At 70.2% G+C, this 17,623-nt stretch carries 22 protein-coding genes; 15 read left to right on the top strand and 7 right to left on the bottom strand.

Annotation, left to right across the window (positions count from 1 at the left end):
• The first annotated feature begins 48 nt into the window (after positions 1 to 48).
• From ACFSDF_RS08365 to ACFSDF_RS08335, 7 genes are read left to right on the top strand one after another with little or no spacing between them, the layout of a single operon-like run.
• Positions 49 to 543 carry a hypothetical protein gene (locus ACFSDF_RS08365; protein ID WP_377157070.1) on the top strand — a complete coding sequence of 165 codons (495 nt, stop codon included), beginning with the start codon at positions 49 to 51 and terminating at the stop codon, positions 541 to 543.
• 16 nt (positions 544 to 559) lie between these two features.
• Positions 560 to 1,300, top strand: a complete 741-nt coding sequence (locus ACFSDF_RS08360) for a helical backbone metal receptor (protein WP_377159035.1) — start codon at positions 560 to 562, stop codon at positions 1,298 to 1,300.
• Positions 1,301 to 1,325: 25 nt separating this feature from the next.
• A complete protein-coding gene (locus ACFSDF_RS08355) occupies positions 1,326 to 1,637 on the top strand; it encodes a hypothetical protein (RefSeq protein ID WP_167001521.1) in 312 nt (103 codons plus the stop codon).
• A gap of 4 nt (positions 1,638 to 1,641) precedes the next feature.
• The gene (locus ACFSDF_RS08350; RefSeq protein ID WP_377157068.1) at positions 1,642 to 3,201 is read left to right on the top strand and encodes a WXG100 family type VII secretion target; all 1,560 of its coding nucleotides are present in this window, start codon (positions 1,642 to 1,644) and stop codon (positions 3,199 to 3,201) included.
• A complete protein-coding gene (locus tag ACFSDF_RS08345; RefSeq protein ID WP_167249030.1) occupies positions 3,201 to 3,749 on the top strand; it encodes a hypothetical protein in 549 nt (182 codons plus the stop codon). The genes ACFSDF_RS08350 and ACFSDF_RS08345 overlap by 1 nt, the downstream gene beginning before the upstream one ends.
• 60 nt (positions 3,750 to 3,809) lie before the next feature.
• A complete protein-coding gene (locus ACFSDF_RS08340; protein ID WP_167249031.1) occupies positions 3,810 to 5,144 on the top strand; it encodes a M20/M25/M40 family metallo-hydrolase in 1,335 nt (444 codons plus the stop codon).
• Between the two features lie 50 nt (positions 5,145 to 5,194).
• Entirely contained in the window at positions 5,195 to 6,538 is a 1,344-nt protein-coding gene (locus tag ACFSDF_RS08335) for an anaerobic C4-dicarboxylate transporter family protein (protein ID WP_167001518.1), read from the top strand.
• 21 nt (positions 6,539 to 6,559) lie between these two features.
• On the opposite strand, the gene ACFSDF_RS08330 is transcribed toward ACFSDF_RS08335, so the two are convergent.
• Genes ACFSDF_RS08330 through ACFSDF_RS08315 form a run of 4 tightly spaced genes read right to left on the bottom strand, consistent with a single transcriptional unit; the run spans position 6,560 to position 8,070 of the window.
• On the bottom strand, positions 6,560 to 6,850 hold the full coding sequence (locus ACFSDF_RS08330; RefSeq protein WP_167249033.1) for a hypothetical protein: 291 nt from the start codon (positions 6,848 to 6,850) through the stop codon (positions 6,560 to 6,562).
• Complete coding sequence (locus ACFSDF_RS08325) at positions 6,825 to 6,983, bottom strand: hypothetical protein (protein ID WP_167249035.1); 159 nt, start codon at positions 6,981 to 6,983, stop codon at positions 6,825 to 6,827. Before ACFSDF_RS08325 ends, ACFSDF_RS08330 begins: the two co-directional genes overlap by 26 nt.
• Positions 6,980 to 7,141, bottom strand: a complete 162-nt coding sequence (locus ACFSDF_RS08320; RefSeq protein ID WP_182397137.1) for a hypothetical protein — start codon at positions 7,139 to 7,141, stop codon at positions 6,980 to 6,982. Before ACFSDF_RS08320 ends, ACFSDF_RS08325 begins: the two co-directional genes overlap by 4 nt.
• Before the next feature lie 14 nt (positions 7,142 to 7,155).
• Positions 7,156 to 8,070, bottom strand: a complete 915-nt coding sequence (locus ACFSDF_RS08315) for a coiled-coil domain-containing protein (RefSeq protein ID WP_167249037.1) — start codon at positions 8,068 to 8,070, stop codon at positions 7,156 to 7,158.
• Between the two features lie 132 nt (positions 8,071 to 8,202).
• Here ACFSDF_RS08315 and ACFSDF_RS08310 point away from each other — a divergent pair, with 132 nt between their 5' ends.
• The 4 genes from ACFSDF_RS08310 (at position 8,203) to ACFSDF_RS08295 (ending at position 10,838) form a co-directional block, all read left to right on the top strand.
• The gene (locus ACFSDF_RS08310) at positions 8,203 to 8,670 is read left to right on the top strand and encodes a MarR family winged helix-turn-helix transcriptional regulator (RefSeq protein WP_167249039.1); all 468 of its coding nucleotides are present in this window, start codon (positions 8,203 to 8,205) and stop codon (positions 8,668 to 8,670) included.
• Positions 8,667 to 9,020 (top strand): hypothetical protein, encoded by a 354-nt coding sequence (locus ACFSDF_RS08305; protein ID WP_167001512.1) that lies wholly within the window; start codon positions 8,667 to 8,669, stop codon positions 9,018 to 9,020. Before ACFSDF_RS08310 ends, ACFSDF_RS08305 begins: the two co-directional genes overlap by 4 nt.
• Positions 9,021 to 9,101: 81 nt before the next feature.
• Entirely contained in the window at positions 9,102 to 9,893 is a 792-nt protein-coding gene (locus ACFSDF_RS08300) for a hypothetical protein (RefSeq protein ID WP_377157063.1), read from the top strand.
• 39 nt (positions 9,894 to 9,932) lie between these two features.
• The gene (locus tag ACFSDF_RS08295) at positions 9,933 to 10,838 is read left to right on the top strand and encodes an SDR family oxidoreductase (protein ID WP_167001510.1); all 906 of its coding nucleotides are present in this window, start codon (positions 9,933 to 9,935) and stop codon (positions 10,836 to 10,838) included.
• A 19-nt stretch (positions 10,839 to 10,857) separates the two neighbouring features.
• Here ACFSDF_RS08295 and ACFSDF_RS08290 read toward each other — a convergent pair whose 3' ends face one another.
• Entirely contained in the window at positions 10,858 to 11,859 is a 1,002-nt protein-coding gene (locus ACFSDF_RS08290; RefSeq protein ID WP_167001509.1) for a P1 family peptidase, read from the bottom strand.
• Between the two features lie 17 nt (positions 11,860 to 11,876).
• Positions 11,877 to 13,679: an acyl-CoA dehydrogenase gene (locus tag ACFSDF_RS08285; RefSeq protein WP_377157060.1), complete on the bottom strand. Its 1,803-nt coding sequence runs from the start codon at positions 13,677 to 13,679 to the stop codon at positions 11,877 to 11,879.
• A gap of 159 nt (positions 13,680 to 13,838) precedes the next feature.
• Here ACFSDF_RS08285 and ACFSDF_RS08280 point away from each other — a divergent pair, with 159 nt between their 5' ends.
• A complete protein-coding gene (locus ACFSDF_RS08280; protein ID WP_167001507.1) occupies positions 13,839 to 14,774 on the top strand; it encodes a CDP-glycerol glycerophosphotransferase family protein in 936 nt (311 codons plus the stop codon).
• A 144-nt stretch (positions 14,775 to 14,918) separates the two neighbouring features.
• Positions 14,919 to 15,923: a beta-ketoacyl-[acyl-carrier-protein] synthase family protein gene (locus ACFSDF_RS08275; RefSeq protein ID WP_167001506.1), complete on the top strand. Its 1,005-nt coding sequence runs from the start codon at positions 14,919 to 14,921 to the stop codon at positions 15,921 to 15,923.
• 3 nt (positions 15,924 to 15,926) lie between these two features.
• Here ACFSDF_RS08275 and ACFSDF_RS08270 read toward each other — a convergent pair whose 3' ends face one another.
• Positions 15,927 to 16,067, bottom strand: coding sequence for a hypothetical protein (locus ACFSDF_RS08270; RefSeq protein WP_167001505.1), 141 nt, complete (start codon positions 16,065 to 16,067; stop codon positions 15,927 to 15,929).
• Positions 16,068 to 16,168: 101 nt separating this feature from the next.
• Between ACFSDF_RS08270 and ACFSDF_RS08265 the strand changes: the two genes are divergently transcribed.
• Together ACFSDF_RS08265 and ppk2 are read left to right on the top strand one after the other, a co-directional pair.
• Positions 16,169 to 16,654: an alanine--tRNA ligase-related protein gene (locus tag ACFSDF_RS08265; protein ID WP_377157058.1), complete on the top strand. Its 486-nt coding sequence runs from the start codon at positions 16,169 to 16,171 to the stop codon at positions 16,652 to 16,654.
• Positions 16,651 to 17,544, top strand: a complete 894-nt coding sequence (gene ppk2 / locus ACFSDF_RS08260; protein WP_377157056.1) for a polyphosphate kinase 2 — start codon at positions 16,651 to 16,653, stop codon at positions 17,542 to 17,544. Before ACFSDF_RS08265 ends, ppk2 begins: the two co-directional genes overlap by 4 nt.
• Positions 17,545 to 17,623: the final 79 nt, after the last annotated feature.

Below are 17,623 nucleotides of genomic sequence, written 5' to 3'. Positions count from 1 at the left end.
TACGAATGGCCGCACCCCCGAGCGGCCACGCATGCGAGGAGTCTCGACATGAACGACATCCCGTGGTGGGTGTGGGTCATCATCGCCGTCGTCGTCGTGGTGGTGATCGCGCTCGCGATCATCGCTGCCACGCGCAAGGACCGGGAGCGCAAGGTCGCTCGCCGGCGCGAGGAGGCGAACGCGCTCCGCGAGCAGGCCCAGGAGACGCGCCTGGAGGCCAGTCAGCGCGAGGCCGAGGCGGCGCGTGCCCGTGCAGATGCAGAGGAGGCGCGGGTGGCGGCCGAGCAGCGCGAGCGTGAGGCGCGCGAGCACCAGGAGCACGCGCAGCGCACCCGCTCCGAGGTCGACGAGCAGCTCGCGAAGGCCGACCGTCTTGACCCTGAGGGGCGCCCCGCCGGCGACCGTACCGACGACGTGCGCCGCGAGGATGTGCGCCGCGAGGATGTGCGCCGCGACGACGTGCGCCGCGACGACGTATCCCCTACCGACGTCGAGGACGACCCGCGTCACCGCGACCCCGACAGTGGCCGACGTCAAGACTGAGACACCGGTCGCCGGCGTGCGCGACGACCTCGGAGTCTCGGTCGTCGCCACCCGGCCGGTCCGCCGGGTGGTGTCGCTGGTGCCGTCGCTCACGGAGGCGATCGCGTCGGTTGACGCAGGTCTGCTCGTGGGTGCGACCGACTGGTGCACGCACCCGGCCGATCTCGACGTCGCTCGCGTACGCGGGACCAAGAATCCCGACATACGGGCGATCCTCGACCTCGCGCCCGATCTCGTCGTCGCCAACCAGGAGGAGAACCGCGAGCTCGACGTCCGACGGCTCCGCGAGGCCGGTCTCCCGGTCTGGGTGACCCGGATCGAGACCGTCGACGGCGCGTTCGCCTCGATGCGCCGGCTCTTCTCCGAGGCACTCGGACGCGACGTCCCCGGGTGGCTCGCAGAGGCCGAGCGCCTGTGGGCCGAGCCTGCGCAGTCCGTACGAGGCCGGGTCGCGGTCGCGATCTGGCGCGACCCGTGGATGGTCGTGGGGCGCGACACCTTCACCGGCGACCTCGTGTCGCGGGTCGGGTGGGAGCACGCGTACGCCGATGCCGACGACCGCTACCCGCACGTCGCTCTCGCCGACCTCGACCGCGCCGACCTCGACCTGGTCCTGCTCCCGGACGAGCCGTACGTGTTCACGGCCGAGGACGGTCCCGAGTCGTTCACGAAGGTGCGCACGGCACTGGTCTCCGGGCGGCTTCTCACCTGGTACGGACCCTCGCTGCTCGAGGCACGCGCATTGCTCGGCCGCTGATCCCCGCCGCTGCTACGGTCGTCGCGTGTCAGATCTGGTGGTCGACGGCGACGCGCTGCAGGAGGTCCGTACGCGTCTGCGTGGGGTCGCCGCCCTGCTCGAGCCACCCGCCAAGGGGCTGCGCGGCATCGACGCCACCGGCCACGGGACGCCCTACCTCGACCGGCAGATCGCGACCTTCGCCACCGACTGGGCGCAGGCGGTGACAGAGTTCGGGACGCTCGCCTCGTCGCTCGTGACCGCGCTCCAGGACGTGGAGCAGACCATCGACGACACCGACGCTGACCTCGCCGCCGACCTCGAACGGGCCAAAAGCTCCCGTCCCGGCGGGAACTGACGACATGGTCGCACCCACGGAGGCGTCCTATCCCGCGCTCGGCTTCGATCCGACCCCGGGCGACGCCGACGCGGTCGAGGCCACGGCGGCCACCCTCAAGCAGGCAGCCGGCAGTCTCTCGTCGGCCGCCGACCAGCTCTGGGGCGCAGCCGAGGGTGAGTGGCGCGGCACGACTGCGACCGAGTTCCGCACCCTGCTCGACACCGACCTGCGGCCACCCGTCGTCGATGCCTCCGGCGCCCTCGACGCGGCCGCGACCACGCTCAGCGGCTGGGCCGGCGACCTCGAGGAGTTCCAACGCCGCGCGCGTGGCCTCGAGAAGGAGGCCGCGCAAGCCGAGGCCGACAGCGCTGCCGCGCAGGGCACCCTCGACGGGCTGCCGCAGCCCCGCCCCTCGTGGGAGGCCCCACCGACCGAAGAGGCGGACCGCCGCGCCGAGCGCGACGACGCGCGCTCGCGCAGCGATGCGCAGAAGGCGAAGAACGGCGCCGACGGTCGGCTCGCCGACTGTCGCCGTCGGGCGAGGCTGCTCCACGATGAGTACGAGGCCGCCGCCCGCACTGCCGGCAACACGCTCAAGAAGTCACGGACCACCACGCCGCCGGCCCGGCTCGGCGACGTGGACGACGATCTCGCCGGGACACCACCGCTGCCCTACCCCTACAACCTCGCGTTCCTCACACCCGAGCAGCTCGACGAGTACGCGCGCAAGCACCCCTCGCGCGCCGCCGACGTCATCGAGTACAGGCTGCGCTCCGAAGGCCTGCTCGTCGGCCCCGAGCCCGGCGGTCTCTACCGCCGTTGGCTCGAGAACGCGGCACGCCGCGGGGTCTCGCCGAGCACGATGGTCGATGTCGCCCGGACGCACGACATCGACCCGGAGGACTTCACGGTGCTCGACGGTCTGGAGGAGGTGCGCGACGGCGACCAGTCCTACTTCCTCCTGCCGACCACGATCACCGCCGATCAGGCGCGGGCCGCGGTGCTCATGACCTACATCCTCAATGCCGGCAGCAACTACGGCCTGGAGCCGGGGGTCCCCCACGACTTCCCTCCCACGCCGTTCTCGTCCGCCGAGATCCAGCGCATCATCGACCGTCAGAAAGCCAACTCGTGGTCGTACGACGACGACGTCGAGTTCGTGAACGGCAACGGCGGCCGCTTGGCGACGACACCCAACGGGATGCTGATGGGTCTGGGCGGCAACTGGCTCCAGGACGCCTTCAGCTTTTCGGGCGGTACGGCCTGGGGGGACACGTTCATGTTCAACATCGACTCGCCCGAGGGCGATGACGCCGCCGAGCAGCTGCGCAAGATCATCGTTTCGGGCCACAGCTGGGGCGAGAACGACGACGGGCCGTTCGAGGGGCAGCTCGACCTCGACCGCCTCCTCCATCACGAGGAACGCCACTCGCAGCAGTGGGCCGAGATGGGCCACCTGCCGTTCCTCGACCGCTACCTCGGCGAAGGACTCGTCGAGTGGGTGCGGGACTGGAGCCCGCTCGAGGACAAACCTCACCCGTTCGAGGAGGACGCCGGCCTGGGCGACGGCGGCTACCACTGATGCACGGACGCCTCGCACGTCGAGCGATCGTGGCGGCCGCGCTCGCCCCGGTCCTCGGCGGACTCACCGCGTGCGACCCGGCGGGCGCCCCGCTGCCGGAGCTGCCGAAGGTCGCTGCGCTGCGAGCACCAGCGAGCGCGCTGGAGGTCCTGACCGGTCCCCCCTGCGAGGGCGTCACCCGCATCCGCCTGATGTTCACGTCCGACGACGGCGTGATCGTCCGTACGGTCGCCGAGTCGGTGCAGCCTCATACCGTGGAGCAGCTCACGGTCGGCACCGCACCAGAGGGGTTCACGGTCACCGAGCCGCTCCCCGCCGGGTTCGACTGGCGCGAGTTCGACGAGCTATCGGTCGACGTGGGTCCGGGCGAGGGCTGGGTCGGCCATGCGACAGTGCCGCTCGGCGAGGTCGCGGCGGAGGGAGGCGCGCACGCCGACGACGGCGCCACGTACGTCCCGGACGCGGGGTGGCTGAGCGCCGACGAGATCACGGCGCGCGACGGCGAGGAGTTCCTCATGCTCTGCACGCCCGAGCCCGAGCGCAGCTGACTTTCACGCGCGCCTCGTGCTCGACGCGCCGACCTGGCGGTGCGGCACTAGTTTCGGCGCATGGATGATTCGACGCTGCGTCCCAAGGTCTCAGGATTGATGCCGCAGATCCGCGACGATCTCGAGGCCATGGTCGCCCTCCCATCCTGCGCATTCCCGGGCTTCCCGTCCGAGCCTGTGCATGCCATGTCCCAGTATGTCGTCGACGCGTTCGGCCGGTACGGGGTCACTGCCGAGATCACCGAGATCCCTGACGGCTATCCCGCCGTCACGGCAGAGATCCCGGCGCCCGACGGCAAGCCGACGGTGCTGCTCTATGCGCACTACGACGTGCAGCCCGCACCGAAGGAGCAGGGCTGGGACACCGAGCCGTTCACCCCGACGTGGAAGGACGGCCGGCTCTTCGGCCGCGGCGCCGCCGATGACAAGTCCGGCATCGCGATCCACCTGGCGACGCTTGCGGCGTTCGACGGCAAGCCTCCAGTCGGCGTCAAGATCGTCATCGAGGGCGAGGAGGAGACGATCAGCCACCTCGAGTCGTGGGTCGAAGCGAACCCGGACCGTGTCCAGGCCGACGTCATGGTCGTCGCCGACATGGGCAACCTGACGGTCGGCGAGCCGGTGCTCAGCATCGGGCTGCGCGGCCACGTGAAAGCGGTCGTCGAGGTCCGTACGCTCGCGCAACCGGTCCACTCCGGGCTGTTCGGCGGCGCGGCGCCCGATGCCCAGATGGCACTCATCAAGTTGCTGTCGACGCTCATCGACGACGACGGCAACTGCCTCGTGGAGGGCATCGCGTCCGGTGAATGGGAAGGCCCCGACTACTCCGAGGAGATGCTGCGCGCCAACGCCGGCGTCCTCGACGGCGTGGACCTCGTCGGCACGGGCTCGATCGCCTCGCGGCTGTGGTCGAAGCCGTCGATCAGCGTGCTCGGCATGGACGCCACCCCGGTGGCCGAGGCGTCGAACGTGCTCCAGCCAACGGCGCGCGCGGTCGTCGCGATGCGGATCCCGCCCGGACAGAATCCGCGCGACGCGGTCGAGAAGCTGATGAACCACCTCCGCTCCGTCGCCCCGTGGCACGTCCAGATCGACGTTCACGAGGACAAGGTCAGCCCGCCGTTCTCGCAGGAGACGGACGGGAGGGCCTTCGGCCTGATGCGCGACGCGCTCGCCACCGCGTACGGCAAGCAGGTGGAGACGGTCGGCTCGGGCGGGTCGATCCCGCTGCTCGACACGCTGCGTGACGCCGCGCCCTCCGCCGACTTCGTCCTCGTCGGCGCCGAGGACGCGGCGAAGGCCAACATCCACGGCCCGAACGAATCCGTCGACCCTTCCGAGATCGAGAACATGGCACTCGCTCAGGCACTCCTCATCCAGGCGCTCGCCGAGTAGCACTTCCTTCCCCCATCCCCCGGTTTGCCGGGCTACCGAGAGGTACGCGCGTGGACACCTTCCTGCTGATCCTGCAGGCCCTTGTCGTCGTCGGCGCCATCTACATGGGCGTCAAGATCGGCGGCGTCGGTCTCGGTCTCTGGGGCGCCGTCGGCGTCCTGATCCTCGTCTTCATCTTCGGGGCGCCGCCAGGCAGCATCCCGAGTGACGCGATCATGGTGATCATCGCCGTGATCACGGCGGCGTCGGCGATGCAGGCGGCGGGCGGCATCGACTACCTGGTGTTCCTCGCGGAGAAGGTCATCCGCGCACGGCCGAAGCTCGTGAACTACCTGGCACCGCTGATCACCTTCGCGTTCTGCGCCGGAGCAGGCACCGGCAACATCATCTTCCCGTTGCTTCCGGTCATCTACGAGGTCGCGTACGAGCGCGGCATCCGCCCGGAGCGTCCGCTCGCGACGTCGGTGGCGGTCTCGGGCTTCGCGCTCGCGGCGAGCCCGGTCGCGGCGGCGATGGCCGCGTTCGTGGGCCTCACCGGGGGCCAGGACGATGCGCTCAGCCTCGGCGAGATCCTCGTCATCACGTTCCCGGCGGTCCTGCTCGGCACCATCGTCGCGGCGGTGATCCAGAGCCGCGTCGGACACGACCTGAAGGACGACCCCGAGTTCCAGCGACGTCTCGCCGCAGGCCTGATCCATCCGCCCGCCGCCGACACCGGCGAGGTCAAGGGCGCCCACGTCCCGGTCACGGCGAAGCGCGCTGCAGGTGTCTTCTTCGCCGGCGTCCTCGTGGTCGTCATCCTCGGCGCCTTCGACGAGCTGTTGCCGACGTACGAGGTGGACGGCAAGACCGAGACGCTGTCGCTGACGACGCTGCTCATCATGGTGATGCTGGTCGTCGCTCTGGCCGTGATGTACGTCGGCAAGGTCAAGCCGGGCGCGGTGCTCGACGCCCCGCTCACGAAGTCGGGCCTCACCGCGATCATCGCCCTGCTCGGCATCGCCTGGCTCGCGAACACGTTCATCGCCGGCAACGAGGAGACCGTGATCGGCGGTCTCACCGACATCGCGAAGGAAGCACCGTGGTTCCTCGCGATCGGCCTGTTCCTGGTCGCGGCCGCGACCACGAGCCAGTCCGCAGCGGTCAACACGATGATCCCGCTCGGCATCAGCCTCGGTATCGCGACGCCTACCCTCGCTGCGTACCTCCCGGCCATGGGCGGCGTCATGACCCTCCCGGCAAACGGCTCGCAGCTCGCGGCGGTCGAGATCGACCAGACGGGCTCGACCAAGATCGGCAAGTACGTCCTGAACCACTCGTTCATGCTGCCGACGCTCGTGATGGCGATCGTCTCGGTGCCGACGGCGCTGCTGATCTCGCGGCTGTTCATCTGAGACTGTCCGTCTCAGGACGTCTCAGCGTGAGGTATCGAGCGCGGCTCGCGCCTCCGCGAGCAGGCGCTGCGCCTCGGGGAGACCACCGTCGCGCGCCGGCGCCGTGACCGGAGCCAGCGGCGTGGCGCCCCGCAGGGCAGTGCCGAGCACCGGTTGCTCGAGCGCGGACGGCCCGGGCGGTGGGGCGAGCAGAATCGTCGCCTCCAGCTTCAGCAGACGTACACCGAGCAGCCGCGCCACGACGTAAGCCCTGACGACGGCGCCGTCGGCCAGCGTCGGAGCGCCGTCATCGCGTGCGTGCGCCCGTGCCATCCGGGTCGCCGTACTGTTCGAGACGTCTGCCCGCACGCTTGGCGGCAGCGACGATCTGCTCGTAGCGCTCGTGACCGGCACGCGTCCCGAGGACGTAGCCGATGCCGAAGACGGCCAGGGTCCGCAGCCTCACGACGGACGCTGCTTGTCACGGATCGCGCTCACGGCGGCGCTGACGGCCGAAAGACCGATCAGGCCCGCCGCGGTGAGAGCACCGCCGCGCAGGGCACTTCCTCCCGGAACCTTTTCGACGGCGCGCTGCCATGGCGACTTGCGGTGGAAGAGCTTCACATGAATCACTCCGTTCAGGCTCGACTGCGAGACGAGCGGCGGATGGCGTTGACGAGCTGGGACTTGTTCTTGTTGGAGGTGTCCGAAACTCCTAGCGAAGCCGCCATGTCGAGCAGCTCTGCCTTCGTCCGACGAGACAGGTTCGTCGTGGCGGGTTCCTGCTGCTCGGCACGGACCGCCCGCGCCGCGCTCCTCGTGACGGCATCACGCGCCTCGGTGGCGCGCTGGCGAGTGGCATCGGCCTCGCCTGCCTGCTCCTCCGCCTTGGCGACGAGACGGTCGGCCTCTTCGCGCGCCTTCCGGGCCGCCTCGTCGGCAGCCTCCGTCGCCTCGTCGGCGAGCTGGCGTGCCTCGCTCATCGCGGCGTGCGCGGCGTCGATGCGCTGCTGGGCGTTGCGGGCAGCCTCGTCGGCGTCAGCCCGACGCTTCTCGACCTCCCGCTCGACGTCGCCGCGGACGTCCTCGAGACGGGCCTGCGCCTCACCGTCAGCCTCGCGGCGCTCCGCCTCGACCTGCTCGTCGGCACGTCGTCGTGCCTCCCGCACGCGCTGCTCGACATAGTCGTGCGCCTCCTTCTGCGCGGCGCGGAGGCGTTCGCGACCGTCCTTCTCGGCCGCGCTGGCCTCGTCCGCACGCTGCTTGGCCTCCTGCGCATGGGCTAGCGCGTCCCGCTCCTCCGCACGTGCCCGCTCGACCGCAGCGTGAGCGCGCGTGAGCCGTGTCTCGACCGAGTCGATCCCCGGGACCTTGTCGGCGACGACCGCAGTCGCACGGCGCACCTGGTCGACGACACCGTTCTTGGACTGCGACGCGGCATGCGTCGCGCCCTCCTGGGCGCCGTCCACGTTGACGGCCTTCGAGACGAGCCATGCGGTGTTGCGCGGAAGGTCCTTGAGCCCTCCGACAACGCGCTTGGACGCTCGCCACATCGTTCCTTGAGTGGCCATATGTCCCTACCCCCTACGTACGAGTCACTCACCCGATACCCAGCGGGAGCACCCTCATGCGGAATCAGAGGCCCCCAAACAATTAGTGCCCTAATCGTTCGTACACTGAATGTCATGGAGATCGACGACTCGCTCGCCCTCGAGCACCAGGTGTGCTTCGCGCTCGCGGTCGCCGCCCGCAGTGTCGTCGCCGCGTACCGGCCGGTCCTGGAGCCGCTGGGGTTGAGTCACCCGCAGTACCTCGTGATGCTCGCCCTGTGGGAGACCGACGGCCAGTCGCTCAAGGACCTCAGCGCCGCCCTGCACCTCGAGCCCGCCACCGCCTCCCCGCTGGTGAAGCGGCTCGAAGCCCTCGGCCTGATCGCGCGGGAGCGGTCGAGCAGCGACGAGCGCACGCTGACGATCTCGCTCACCGACGACGGGCGCGACCTGCGCGACCGCGCGCTCAAGGTGCCCGTCACGATGCTCGAGCGCCTCGGCATGACGGCCAACGAGCTCGTCGAGGCGAACGCCTTCCTCCACCGACTGATCTCCGCCGCCCAGAAGGCGACCGAGCCCGTCCCCACCAGGAGCCCTGCATGACCGAGAGCACGACCCCGACGCCGCCACGTCCGACCGCGCCACGCAAGACCCGCGAGCAGCGGGAGGCCGAGCTCGCGGCGCTGCGCAAGGTCCAGCGCCGCGTGGCAGCGATCGGCTTCTTCGCGATCACCGTTCACGGAGTCCTCGGCTGCATCGGCCTGGCCTTCGTCCTCGACGGGCAGGGCCGCCACGGCGACGCGATCGCGATCACGCTCATGTCGGGTGTGATCGCGGCTATCACGTTCGTCGGCGTGCGGCTCATCCTCAAGCGCTCGCTGTGGTCCCCGATGTGGATCCCGATCGCGGCCGCACCGACCGTCGTCGCACTGGTGACGCTGCTCTCACGCTGAGGCTCTCGCGCTGGGACTCACTGCGAGCGCCGCCCGCAAATCAGCACCGACCGACGTCGCTTCGTGTGAGACTTCATCGTCGTGAGGAACCCCCTGCGTCGTCGCCGTCCGCGCTCCCCTGGCCTCGCAGCCGTCGCCGCGCTGCTCCTCACCTCCGCCTGCGGGCAGGATCTGGCCCCTGGGACGTACGAGGGCCCGCTGAGCGCGACGGGCAAGCGCGGCGCTGCCGGGCATGTGGTCGAGTGCACCGGTCCCGCGGAGGGCGGCAACAATTACCCCGGCGCGTACGACAACGGCGCCCTCTCCGACGACGCCGAGGAGGCGATCCGCACCGCCTTCGACGAGGCCCTGGTCTTCGGTGCGCGCGGGGGCTACGTCCGCGTACGCGAGGACGACGGCCGCGCGTTGTACACGTTGACCCACGACGGCGGGGTGCGTCAGGCGCTGATCGTGCGCGACGGTCAGGACGGCTGGTACGTGGAGTCGTGGGCGCGCTGCGACTACTCCGAGCTGCCGGACGAGGTCGCCGAGGAGGCGGGGTACGAGATCTGGTCCGACGCAGACGGACGGGTCTCGACCCGCCGCGTCCAGTCGTACGCCGGTCCCGCGCACTGCTCCTGGGACGACATGACGTTCCTCGAGATTGACGAGGCCGAGTACGTCCGCGCGCCGGAACCCGACCCGCACGTCGCGACCCTGCTCTCCGGAGCTTACGAGGCGGCGGTCGCGCTCCCTCCTGACGCCCGCGACACAGGATTCCACCGGGGCGAGGACCACCTGTGGCTGTCCGCCGACGGCGCCTGGGCATTCGTCGGCGACGGTGAGCGCGTAGAGAGGTGGCCCCGCGCCGTCGGCAAGCTTGGTTGCATGTGACACCCGCATGGCCCGCCGCCGACCGGGTACGGGGACGGCATGACCAACATCGAGTCCGACGTCGCCCGCAACGCCGAGCTTCTCCTCAACGACTCCGGCGCCTTCCCCCGCCAGCAACAGGAGCCACCAGGCTCGACCACGGCCATGTCCCCCGTCCCCGACCACGGCGAGGAGTCGTACGTCGGGTCCGGACGACTGGCCGGCCTGCGTGCACTGATCACGGGTGGTGACTCCGGGATCGGGCGCGCGGTCGCGATCGCGTACGCCCGAGAAGGGGCGGACGTCGCCCTCTCATACCTGCCCGAGGAGCAGGACGACGCCGAGGACACGGCCTCGTGGGTCGAGCGCGAGGGACGCAAGGTCGCCCTCCTGCCCGGCGACATCACCGATCGTCACACCGCGCAGTCGCTGCCGTCGCAGGTCGTCGGCGAGCTCGGCGGCCTCGACGTGCTCGTCAACAACGCCGGCTATCAGATGGCGCGCGGCGACGGGCTGGCCTCGATCTCGCCCGAGCGGCTGGACCGCGTGATGCGGACCAACCTCTATGCGCTGTTCTGGATCACGCAGGCCGCCGTCCCCCTGATGCGGCGAGGGGCGAGCGTCGTCAACTGCACGTCGATCCAGGCGTACGACCCGTCGCCGACGCTGCTCGACTACGCCGCGACGAAGGCCGCGATCAACAACGTCACCGCCAACCTCGCGGCGATGCTCGGACCCGAGGGCATCCGGGTCAACGCCGTCGCGCCGGGTCCGATCTGGACTCCGCTCCAGCCGGCGACGCAGCCGGAGGAGAAGATCGAGGCCTTCGGCAAGGACACGCCGCTCGGACGGGCCGGGCAGCCGGCCGAGGTCGCACCCGCGTTCGTGTTCCTCGCGTCCCCGAGCGATGCCAGCTACGTCACGGGCACCGTGATCGGCGTGACCGGAGGAAAGCCGGTCTTCTGACGGCGGCGCTCCGAGTGCGTCATCGTGGGCCGAGGCGGGAGCGCACTCCGTCGACCGGCACGGCGTGCGCCACCTGACCGCCGAACCCACGCGTCGTCGTGGCCGCCAGCACCGAGTTGAGCAGGGCCTCCTCGACCGCGTCCATGGTCGCGCCGAACAGCGGATCGAGCTGGGCGTCCTCCGCCGGCCGCTCCTCGGCCACCGTGAACGCCAGGGCGTAGTCGCCGCTGCCGTGCGAGAAGCTCGCCCCGACCCGGCCCATCGCGAAGACGGCGCGGCGCGAGACCCGGTCGAGCTGACGCGCGTCGGCCGGAGCGTCGGTAGCGACGACGATCATGCACGAGTTGCCCGGCGACTCGACGCCTGCGTGGCCGAGCAGCTCCTCGGCGGGCATCGGCACGCCGTCGACGGTGAGGACGCCTCCGAAGTTCGACTGGACGAGCACCCCGACGGTCACGGCGTGCGCTCCGACATCGACGAGGCGCGACGACGTGCCGATGCCGCCCTTGTAGCCGAGCGCGGTCGTCCCCGTCCCCGCGCCGACGCACCCCTCCTCCACCGCGCCACTGTGTGCCGACACGAGCGCGTGCACGACGTGGTCGGCCGTGACGCTGCGGGCACGGATGTTCGAGAGGAACCCGTCGTTCGTCTCGCCGACGATCGGGTTGAGCGTCGTGACGTCCTCGTACCCGCTCCACGACAGGACGTGCCCGACGAGCGCGTCCGCGACCCGGAACGCCGACAGTGTGCTGGTCAGCAGGACCGGCGTCTCGATCGCGCCGAGCTCGACGACCTGTGTCGCGCCGATGAGCTTGCCGTAGCCGTTGCCCACGAACAGGCCCGCCGGCAGCGCGCGCCGACGGGGGCCCAGGGTGTCGGGGACGACGGCGGTGACCCCCGTACGGAGGTCGCCCTCTGCGATCGTCGCGTGCCCGACCCGGACGCCGGGGACGTCGGTGATCGCGTTGGCGGCGCCGCGCGGGTACGGACCGAGGGTGAGGGGGAGCTCGTCGACACGCACCCGACGACGCTATCGGGTCAGAGCGCCGTGACGTCCAGGTCGAGGGTGGTCCGGTCGCGTGCGGCGACGAGGTCGAGCTTCGGCGCGATCGTCGGCAGCTCGTACGTGAAGAAGTAGCGCGCGGCCAGCCGCTTGCCGTCGTACGGGGCACCGTCGCGCCCCGCCGCCGCGAGGAGCTGCTCAAGCCAGAGCCACGCGACGACGACGTGGCCCGCCGCCTCGAGGTACGCGGTGGCGTTGGCCAGCGCGACGGCGGGATCGCCGTCTGACCACGCGAGGCCCGTGACCTCGATGAGGCGGGCGAGCGCGGCCTCGAGCGCGGCGGCGTACGTGGCCGCCTCGCCCCCGCCCTTGCGCGCACGGACGACGGTCTCGGTGATCGTCTCGGCGAGCAGCACGAGCCCGGCGCCGCCTCCCGCGACCATCTTGCGGCCGAGCAGGTCGAGCCCCTGGATCCCCTGCGTCCCCTCGTGGATCGGGTTGAGCCGGTTGTCACGGTAGAGCCGCTCGACTGGGTAGTCGCGCGTGTAGCCGTACCCGCCGTGCACCTGGATCGCCAGGTCGTTGGCCGCGAGGCACCACTGTGACGGCCATGCCTTCGCGATCGGGGTGAGCACGTCGAGCAGTCGCGCCGCGCGCTCGCTGTCGTCGGGCTCGGGCGCGGTCGCCTGGTCGTCGACGAGGCGCGCGCAATAGAGGATGAGCGCGAGCCCGCCCTCGACGTACGACTTCTGCGCGAGCAGCATGCGCCGCACATCGGGGTGCTCGATGATCGGGACCGGCGGCGTCGACGGGTCCTTCGCATCGAGCGGACGCCCCTGGGTGCGGGTCTTGGCGTAGTCGAGCGCGTGCAGATAGCCGGTGTAGCCCAGCGCCACCGCGCCTGCGCCGACGCCGATGCGTGCCTCGTTCATCATCGTGAACATGGCCGCGAGGCCACGCCCCTCCTCGCCCACGAGGAACCCGACCGCTCCTCGCTCGCCGCCCGGCGTCGCGAATCCCTCGCCGAAGTTGAGCAGCGTGTTCGTCGTGCCGCGGAAGCCCATCTTGTGGTTGAGGCCGACGAGCGCGACGTCGTTGCGCTCCCCCGGCGCGCCGTCGGAGTCGGGGAGGAGCTTGGGCACGATGAAGAGGGACAGGCCCTTGGTCCCAGGCGGCGCGTCCGGGGTCTTGGCGAGGACGAGGTGCACGATGTTCTCGCCGAGCTCGTGGTCGCCCGCGGAGATCCACATCTTGGTGCCGGACACACGGTACGACCCGTCGTCCTGGCGTACGGCACGGGTCGTGAGGTCGGCGAGCGACGATCCGGCCTCGGGCTCGGACAGGCACATCGTCCCGTACCAGCGCCCTTCGACGACCGGCTCGGCGTAGGTCGCGATCTGCTCCGGCGTCCCGTGGGTGAGGAGCAGGTGGGCGTTGCCGGCAGCCAACGATGGGTACGCGTGCGCGCCGACGCTCGCGGCCTGGAAGAAGAGCGACGCCGCGCGCTGGACGGCGAACGGCAGCGGGAACCCGCCGTGCTCGGAGGGGAAGGACATGCCCGGCAGGCCTGCCTCGTTGTACGCCGCGAGCGCCTCGGCGACCTCGGGAAGCAGCACGACCTTGCCGTCGTCGCCGATGCGCGGCTCGTCGACGTCGAGGGCTGCGGCCAGCGGCGCGAACTTCTCGGCCGCGAGGCGCTCGGACACATCGAGCACACCGTCGAACGTCGTGCGGTCGTGGTCGTCATAGCGCTCCCGACTCGTCAATGCCTCGACGTCCAGCCACTCGAAGAGCAGGAAGTCGAGGTCGCGGCGCGAGACGAGGCGAGAGGAGTCCATGAGGGGAATACTAAGCGCTTGCTTACCTCGACTGCCAGGGCGTACGTTCCACGCGCTGTGACCGAAACAACGCGCCTGGGGGTGACATGGCGGGTTCTCGCACGGCTTCCGGTTGCGATCCCTCATACTGACGCGGGTGTCCAGTGGAAAGGCCTGTCCGTGATCAACCTGATCGACACGAGCGGCACCGTCTATCACGGGGTCCAGGAGCAGATCTGGGGGACGATCTCCCGTCATCTCCCGCGCCGGTCGTGGACGTCTTCTCCTCGGGAGTACCTCCCGGGTGCGCTGAACTTCTCGCTGTTCATCAACCTCGACTCCGACGTGGTCATGTCGCACGGTGTCGCGGACAAGAACTACCTCTGGCGCAAGTCCGACGACGGCGAGCGCGCCCTGACTCGCGGCCACCGCACGGACGTACTCGTCCCCGGCCCCATGCTCCAGCGCCGAGTCACCAAGTCGAAGGTCCTCGAGATCGACGGCGATCACATCCACTCGGTGGGCTGGCCGCGCCTCGACCTGCTGCTCGCCCGCCAGGCGCAGCTGCGGACGCGACTGCGTCGCAACCGCCGCAAGCGCCTTCGGGTGCTATGGGCCCCCACGCACGACTTCGTGAAAAAGGGCGACGAGCAGGTCACGCTGTCGAGCTATCCGGCGTTCGAGGAGTACCTCGAGCCGCTGCGCAAGCACTTCGACGTCGAGGTCTCCGAGCACCCTCGCAACCGCGGCAAGGGCAACAGCAAGCGCCCCACGACGGACCTGCTCGTCGACGCCGACGTCGTCGTCTCCGACTTCGGGACGATGGTGTACGAGGCGTGGGCCCTCGGCAAGCAGGTGATCTTCCCGCACTGGATCAACGGCGAGGCACTCACCCGCGCGCACCGGCGGGCCGCGGAGAGCAAGATCTACACCCAGCGCCTGGGCCTCCATGCCGACAGCTTCGACGAGCTGGTCGACATGATCCAAGAGCGCCGCGAGCCCGACGAGCGGCTCAGGACCTTCCTCGACGACTACCTCGACCCTCGCTACCGAGGCACGAGCGGCAAGCGGATCGCCGACCTCCTCCTGCAGCTCGACCGCGAGCGCAACGGCTGAGTCCACCGCCCACGCACGTACGAGACGGACATCACACGCTCGACGCGAGGCTGGTGCCCCCTCGGTGACCCTCGGCGGCCACCACACTGTGACTCCACACGACCCCTGCGGACGGCGTGGGGGGTGACCACAGGGGGACGACTCATGACCGATCCGGGGATCACCGGCACTGGCTACGCGGTTCCGAAGCGGGTGCGCGACGACACCGACCCGGTCTACGCGGCGCTCGACCGCATGCCAGGACCAGCAGGCGTGGCGGAGGCCGACCTGTTCACCGGCGCAGGTCAGCGCCGGGTCCTCGGAGCGGACGAGGAGATCGAGAGCTTCATGGTTGACGCCTGCCAGCAGGCGCTCGACGAGGCGGGGATCGACGCGACCGACGTCGACCGGATCTACGGGTACGCGTCGGTCCCGACGTACTTCACGCCCAACTCCCTGTACGAGGTGCACGCCCGCCTCGGCATGCGCCAGGACAGCCTGGTTGTGCCGCTCAACAGCGACTTCAGCAACTTCCTCCTCGGGCTCGTGCACGGCCACGAGGCGATCGTCGCCGGTGGCTGCGCGCGTGCGCTCGTCGTCACCGGATCCAACTGGACCCGCCACGTCGACTACCGGCGCGGGCACGCGCAGGCGATCGGTGACGGCGCAGGGGCGGCGGTGCTCTCCGCGGGCGGGTCGCTGCGCCTGGTGGACCACCACACACGGACCTTCGGCTGGGCGTACACGTCGATGACCATGGCCGTACGTCCCCGTCACGCGGTCGACTGGGCAGGGATCCCGGTCGGCAAGGACGGCAACCCGGCCCCGACGTACCTCCTCGAGTCCGACGCCGGCGTCGAGGTCTACCAGACGATCATGCGCGACGGCCTCCCCGATCTGGTCGGCGAGCTGCTCGCCCGTCACGGCCTCAGCGGTGCCGACGTCTCGCTGATCACGCACCAGGGCTCGCGTGCGCTGCTCGACCACTGGGCGGGACGGCTGCGGCCCGCCGCATACCTGGAGACGCTGGAGACGTTCGGCAACCTGACCCACTCGACGTACCCGGTCAACCTCGCCCTGCACGCCGGCCAGGTCGAGACCCCGTACGTGGTCATCGCCGCGGTCGGCACGGGCTTCCACGTCACGGCGCTGCTGCTGCGCGTGACCTGACGGCTACGTCTTCGCCAGCGCCAGGAGCTTCGCCGGACCGAGGCCGTCGAGGTACGCCGAGCCGAGCGCGACGCCGATTTTCGGCAGTGCGGCCTCGTCCGGGAAGACCATGTAGAGCCGCAGGACGGCTCCACCCCTCGCCATGAGCCCAGGCTGGCACCCGCCGTCCCTGTGAGCGACGCCGAGCCGCGGAGGTGCGCCGACTCCGAGAGAGACGGATGCTGGGACGGCGGAGAGGAGCGCAGATGGCCGAGCGAGCGAGCCCGTTGGACGCCGACCACGTGCGCGCGGCGTTCTTGGAGTTCCAGCGCGAGCGCGGCCACGCGATCCTGTTCACCGGCAGCGGGATGCAGCCGCTGCTGCGCTATCTCGAGGGCGCCGACCACCCCGACGGACCACGGCTCACCGACTCCCAGCCGTGCCTGCGCAGCCAGGACCTCGAGGAGGTCGGGGACGACCGTCATACGACGTTCTTCGAGATGCTCGGCAACTGGAGCTTCGGCGGCGAGGTCGGCAACTCGTACTTCATGTCGTACCAGCGCACCGCCGCCGCCGTGATCGACAGTCCCGACGTGTTCCGCAGCAGCCTGCTGTGGCCGCTCGTCGCACAGCCGGAGAAGCTGCGCGGGAGACGGTACCCGGAGGTGGCGCAGCGCCGCGACCAGGTCGACGACCTCGTCCGCGAGCAGCGCGAGCGCTCCCGTGCGGCAACGAAAAAGGAGCACCGGTGACCCAGAACTTCCGGGAGTACCTCGAACAGCTGATCCGCGAGGGCTACACCGTCCGGCACGACGAGCACGGCTCCGACCCCGATCTCATCGACCCCTTGGGCAACCCGATCGAGACGTGGCGCGACGACTACCCGTACGACACACGGATGGACCGCGACCGCTACGAGCGCGAGAAGTACCGCCTCCAGGTGGAGCTGCTGAAGTTCCAGTACTGGGCGCAGGACACCGACACCAAGTACGTCATCCTCTTCGAGGGACGCGACGCCGCCGGCAAGGGCGGGACGATCAAACGGTTCACCGAGCACCTCAACCCGCGCTCGGCCCGCGTTGTCGCGCTGACGAAGCCGACCGAGACCGAGCGCGGTGAGTGGTACTTCCAGCGCTACGTCCGGCGGCTGCCGACGTACGGGGAGATCGTGCTGTTCGACCGGTCCTGGTACAACCGCGCCGGCGTCGAGCGCGTGATGGGCTTCTGCACCGACGTCGAGTACGAGCGGTTCATGCACCAGGCGCCGCTGTTCGAGGACATGCTCATCGACAGCGGGCTGAACCTCACGAAGCTGTGGTTCTCGGTGACCCAGCTCGAGCAGCGCACACGGTTCGCCGTGCGCCAGATCGACCCGGTACGACGGTGGAAGCTGTCGCCGATGGACATCGAGTCCCTCGACCGGTGGGACGCCTACACCGACGCGAAGGAGGCGATGATGCTCCACACGGACACCGACATCTCACCGTGGACGGCGATCAAGAGCAACGACAAGAAGCGGGCACGCCTCAACGCGATGCGGTTCTTCCTCAGCCAGTACGACTACGAGGGCAAAGATCCCGAGATCGTCGGGTACGCCGACCCCAAGCTCGTCCGCCGCGGCCGCGACTCGGTCGGTGACTGACGAGCGCGGCTCGCCCTCGCAGGCGCAAAGAGGGGTCCGTCCGAAAGTGGCGTACGCCGTACTAGTACGGCGTACGCCA

This window comes from Mumia zhuanghuii (assembly GCF_042681565.1).
Classification (GTDB): domain Bacteria; phylum Actinomycetota; class Actinomycetes; order Propionibacteriales; family Nocardioidaceae; genus Mumia.
This window is presented reverse-complemented; position numbering and strand designations above follow the sequence as displayed.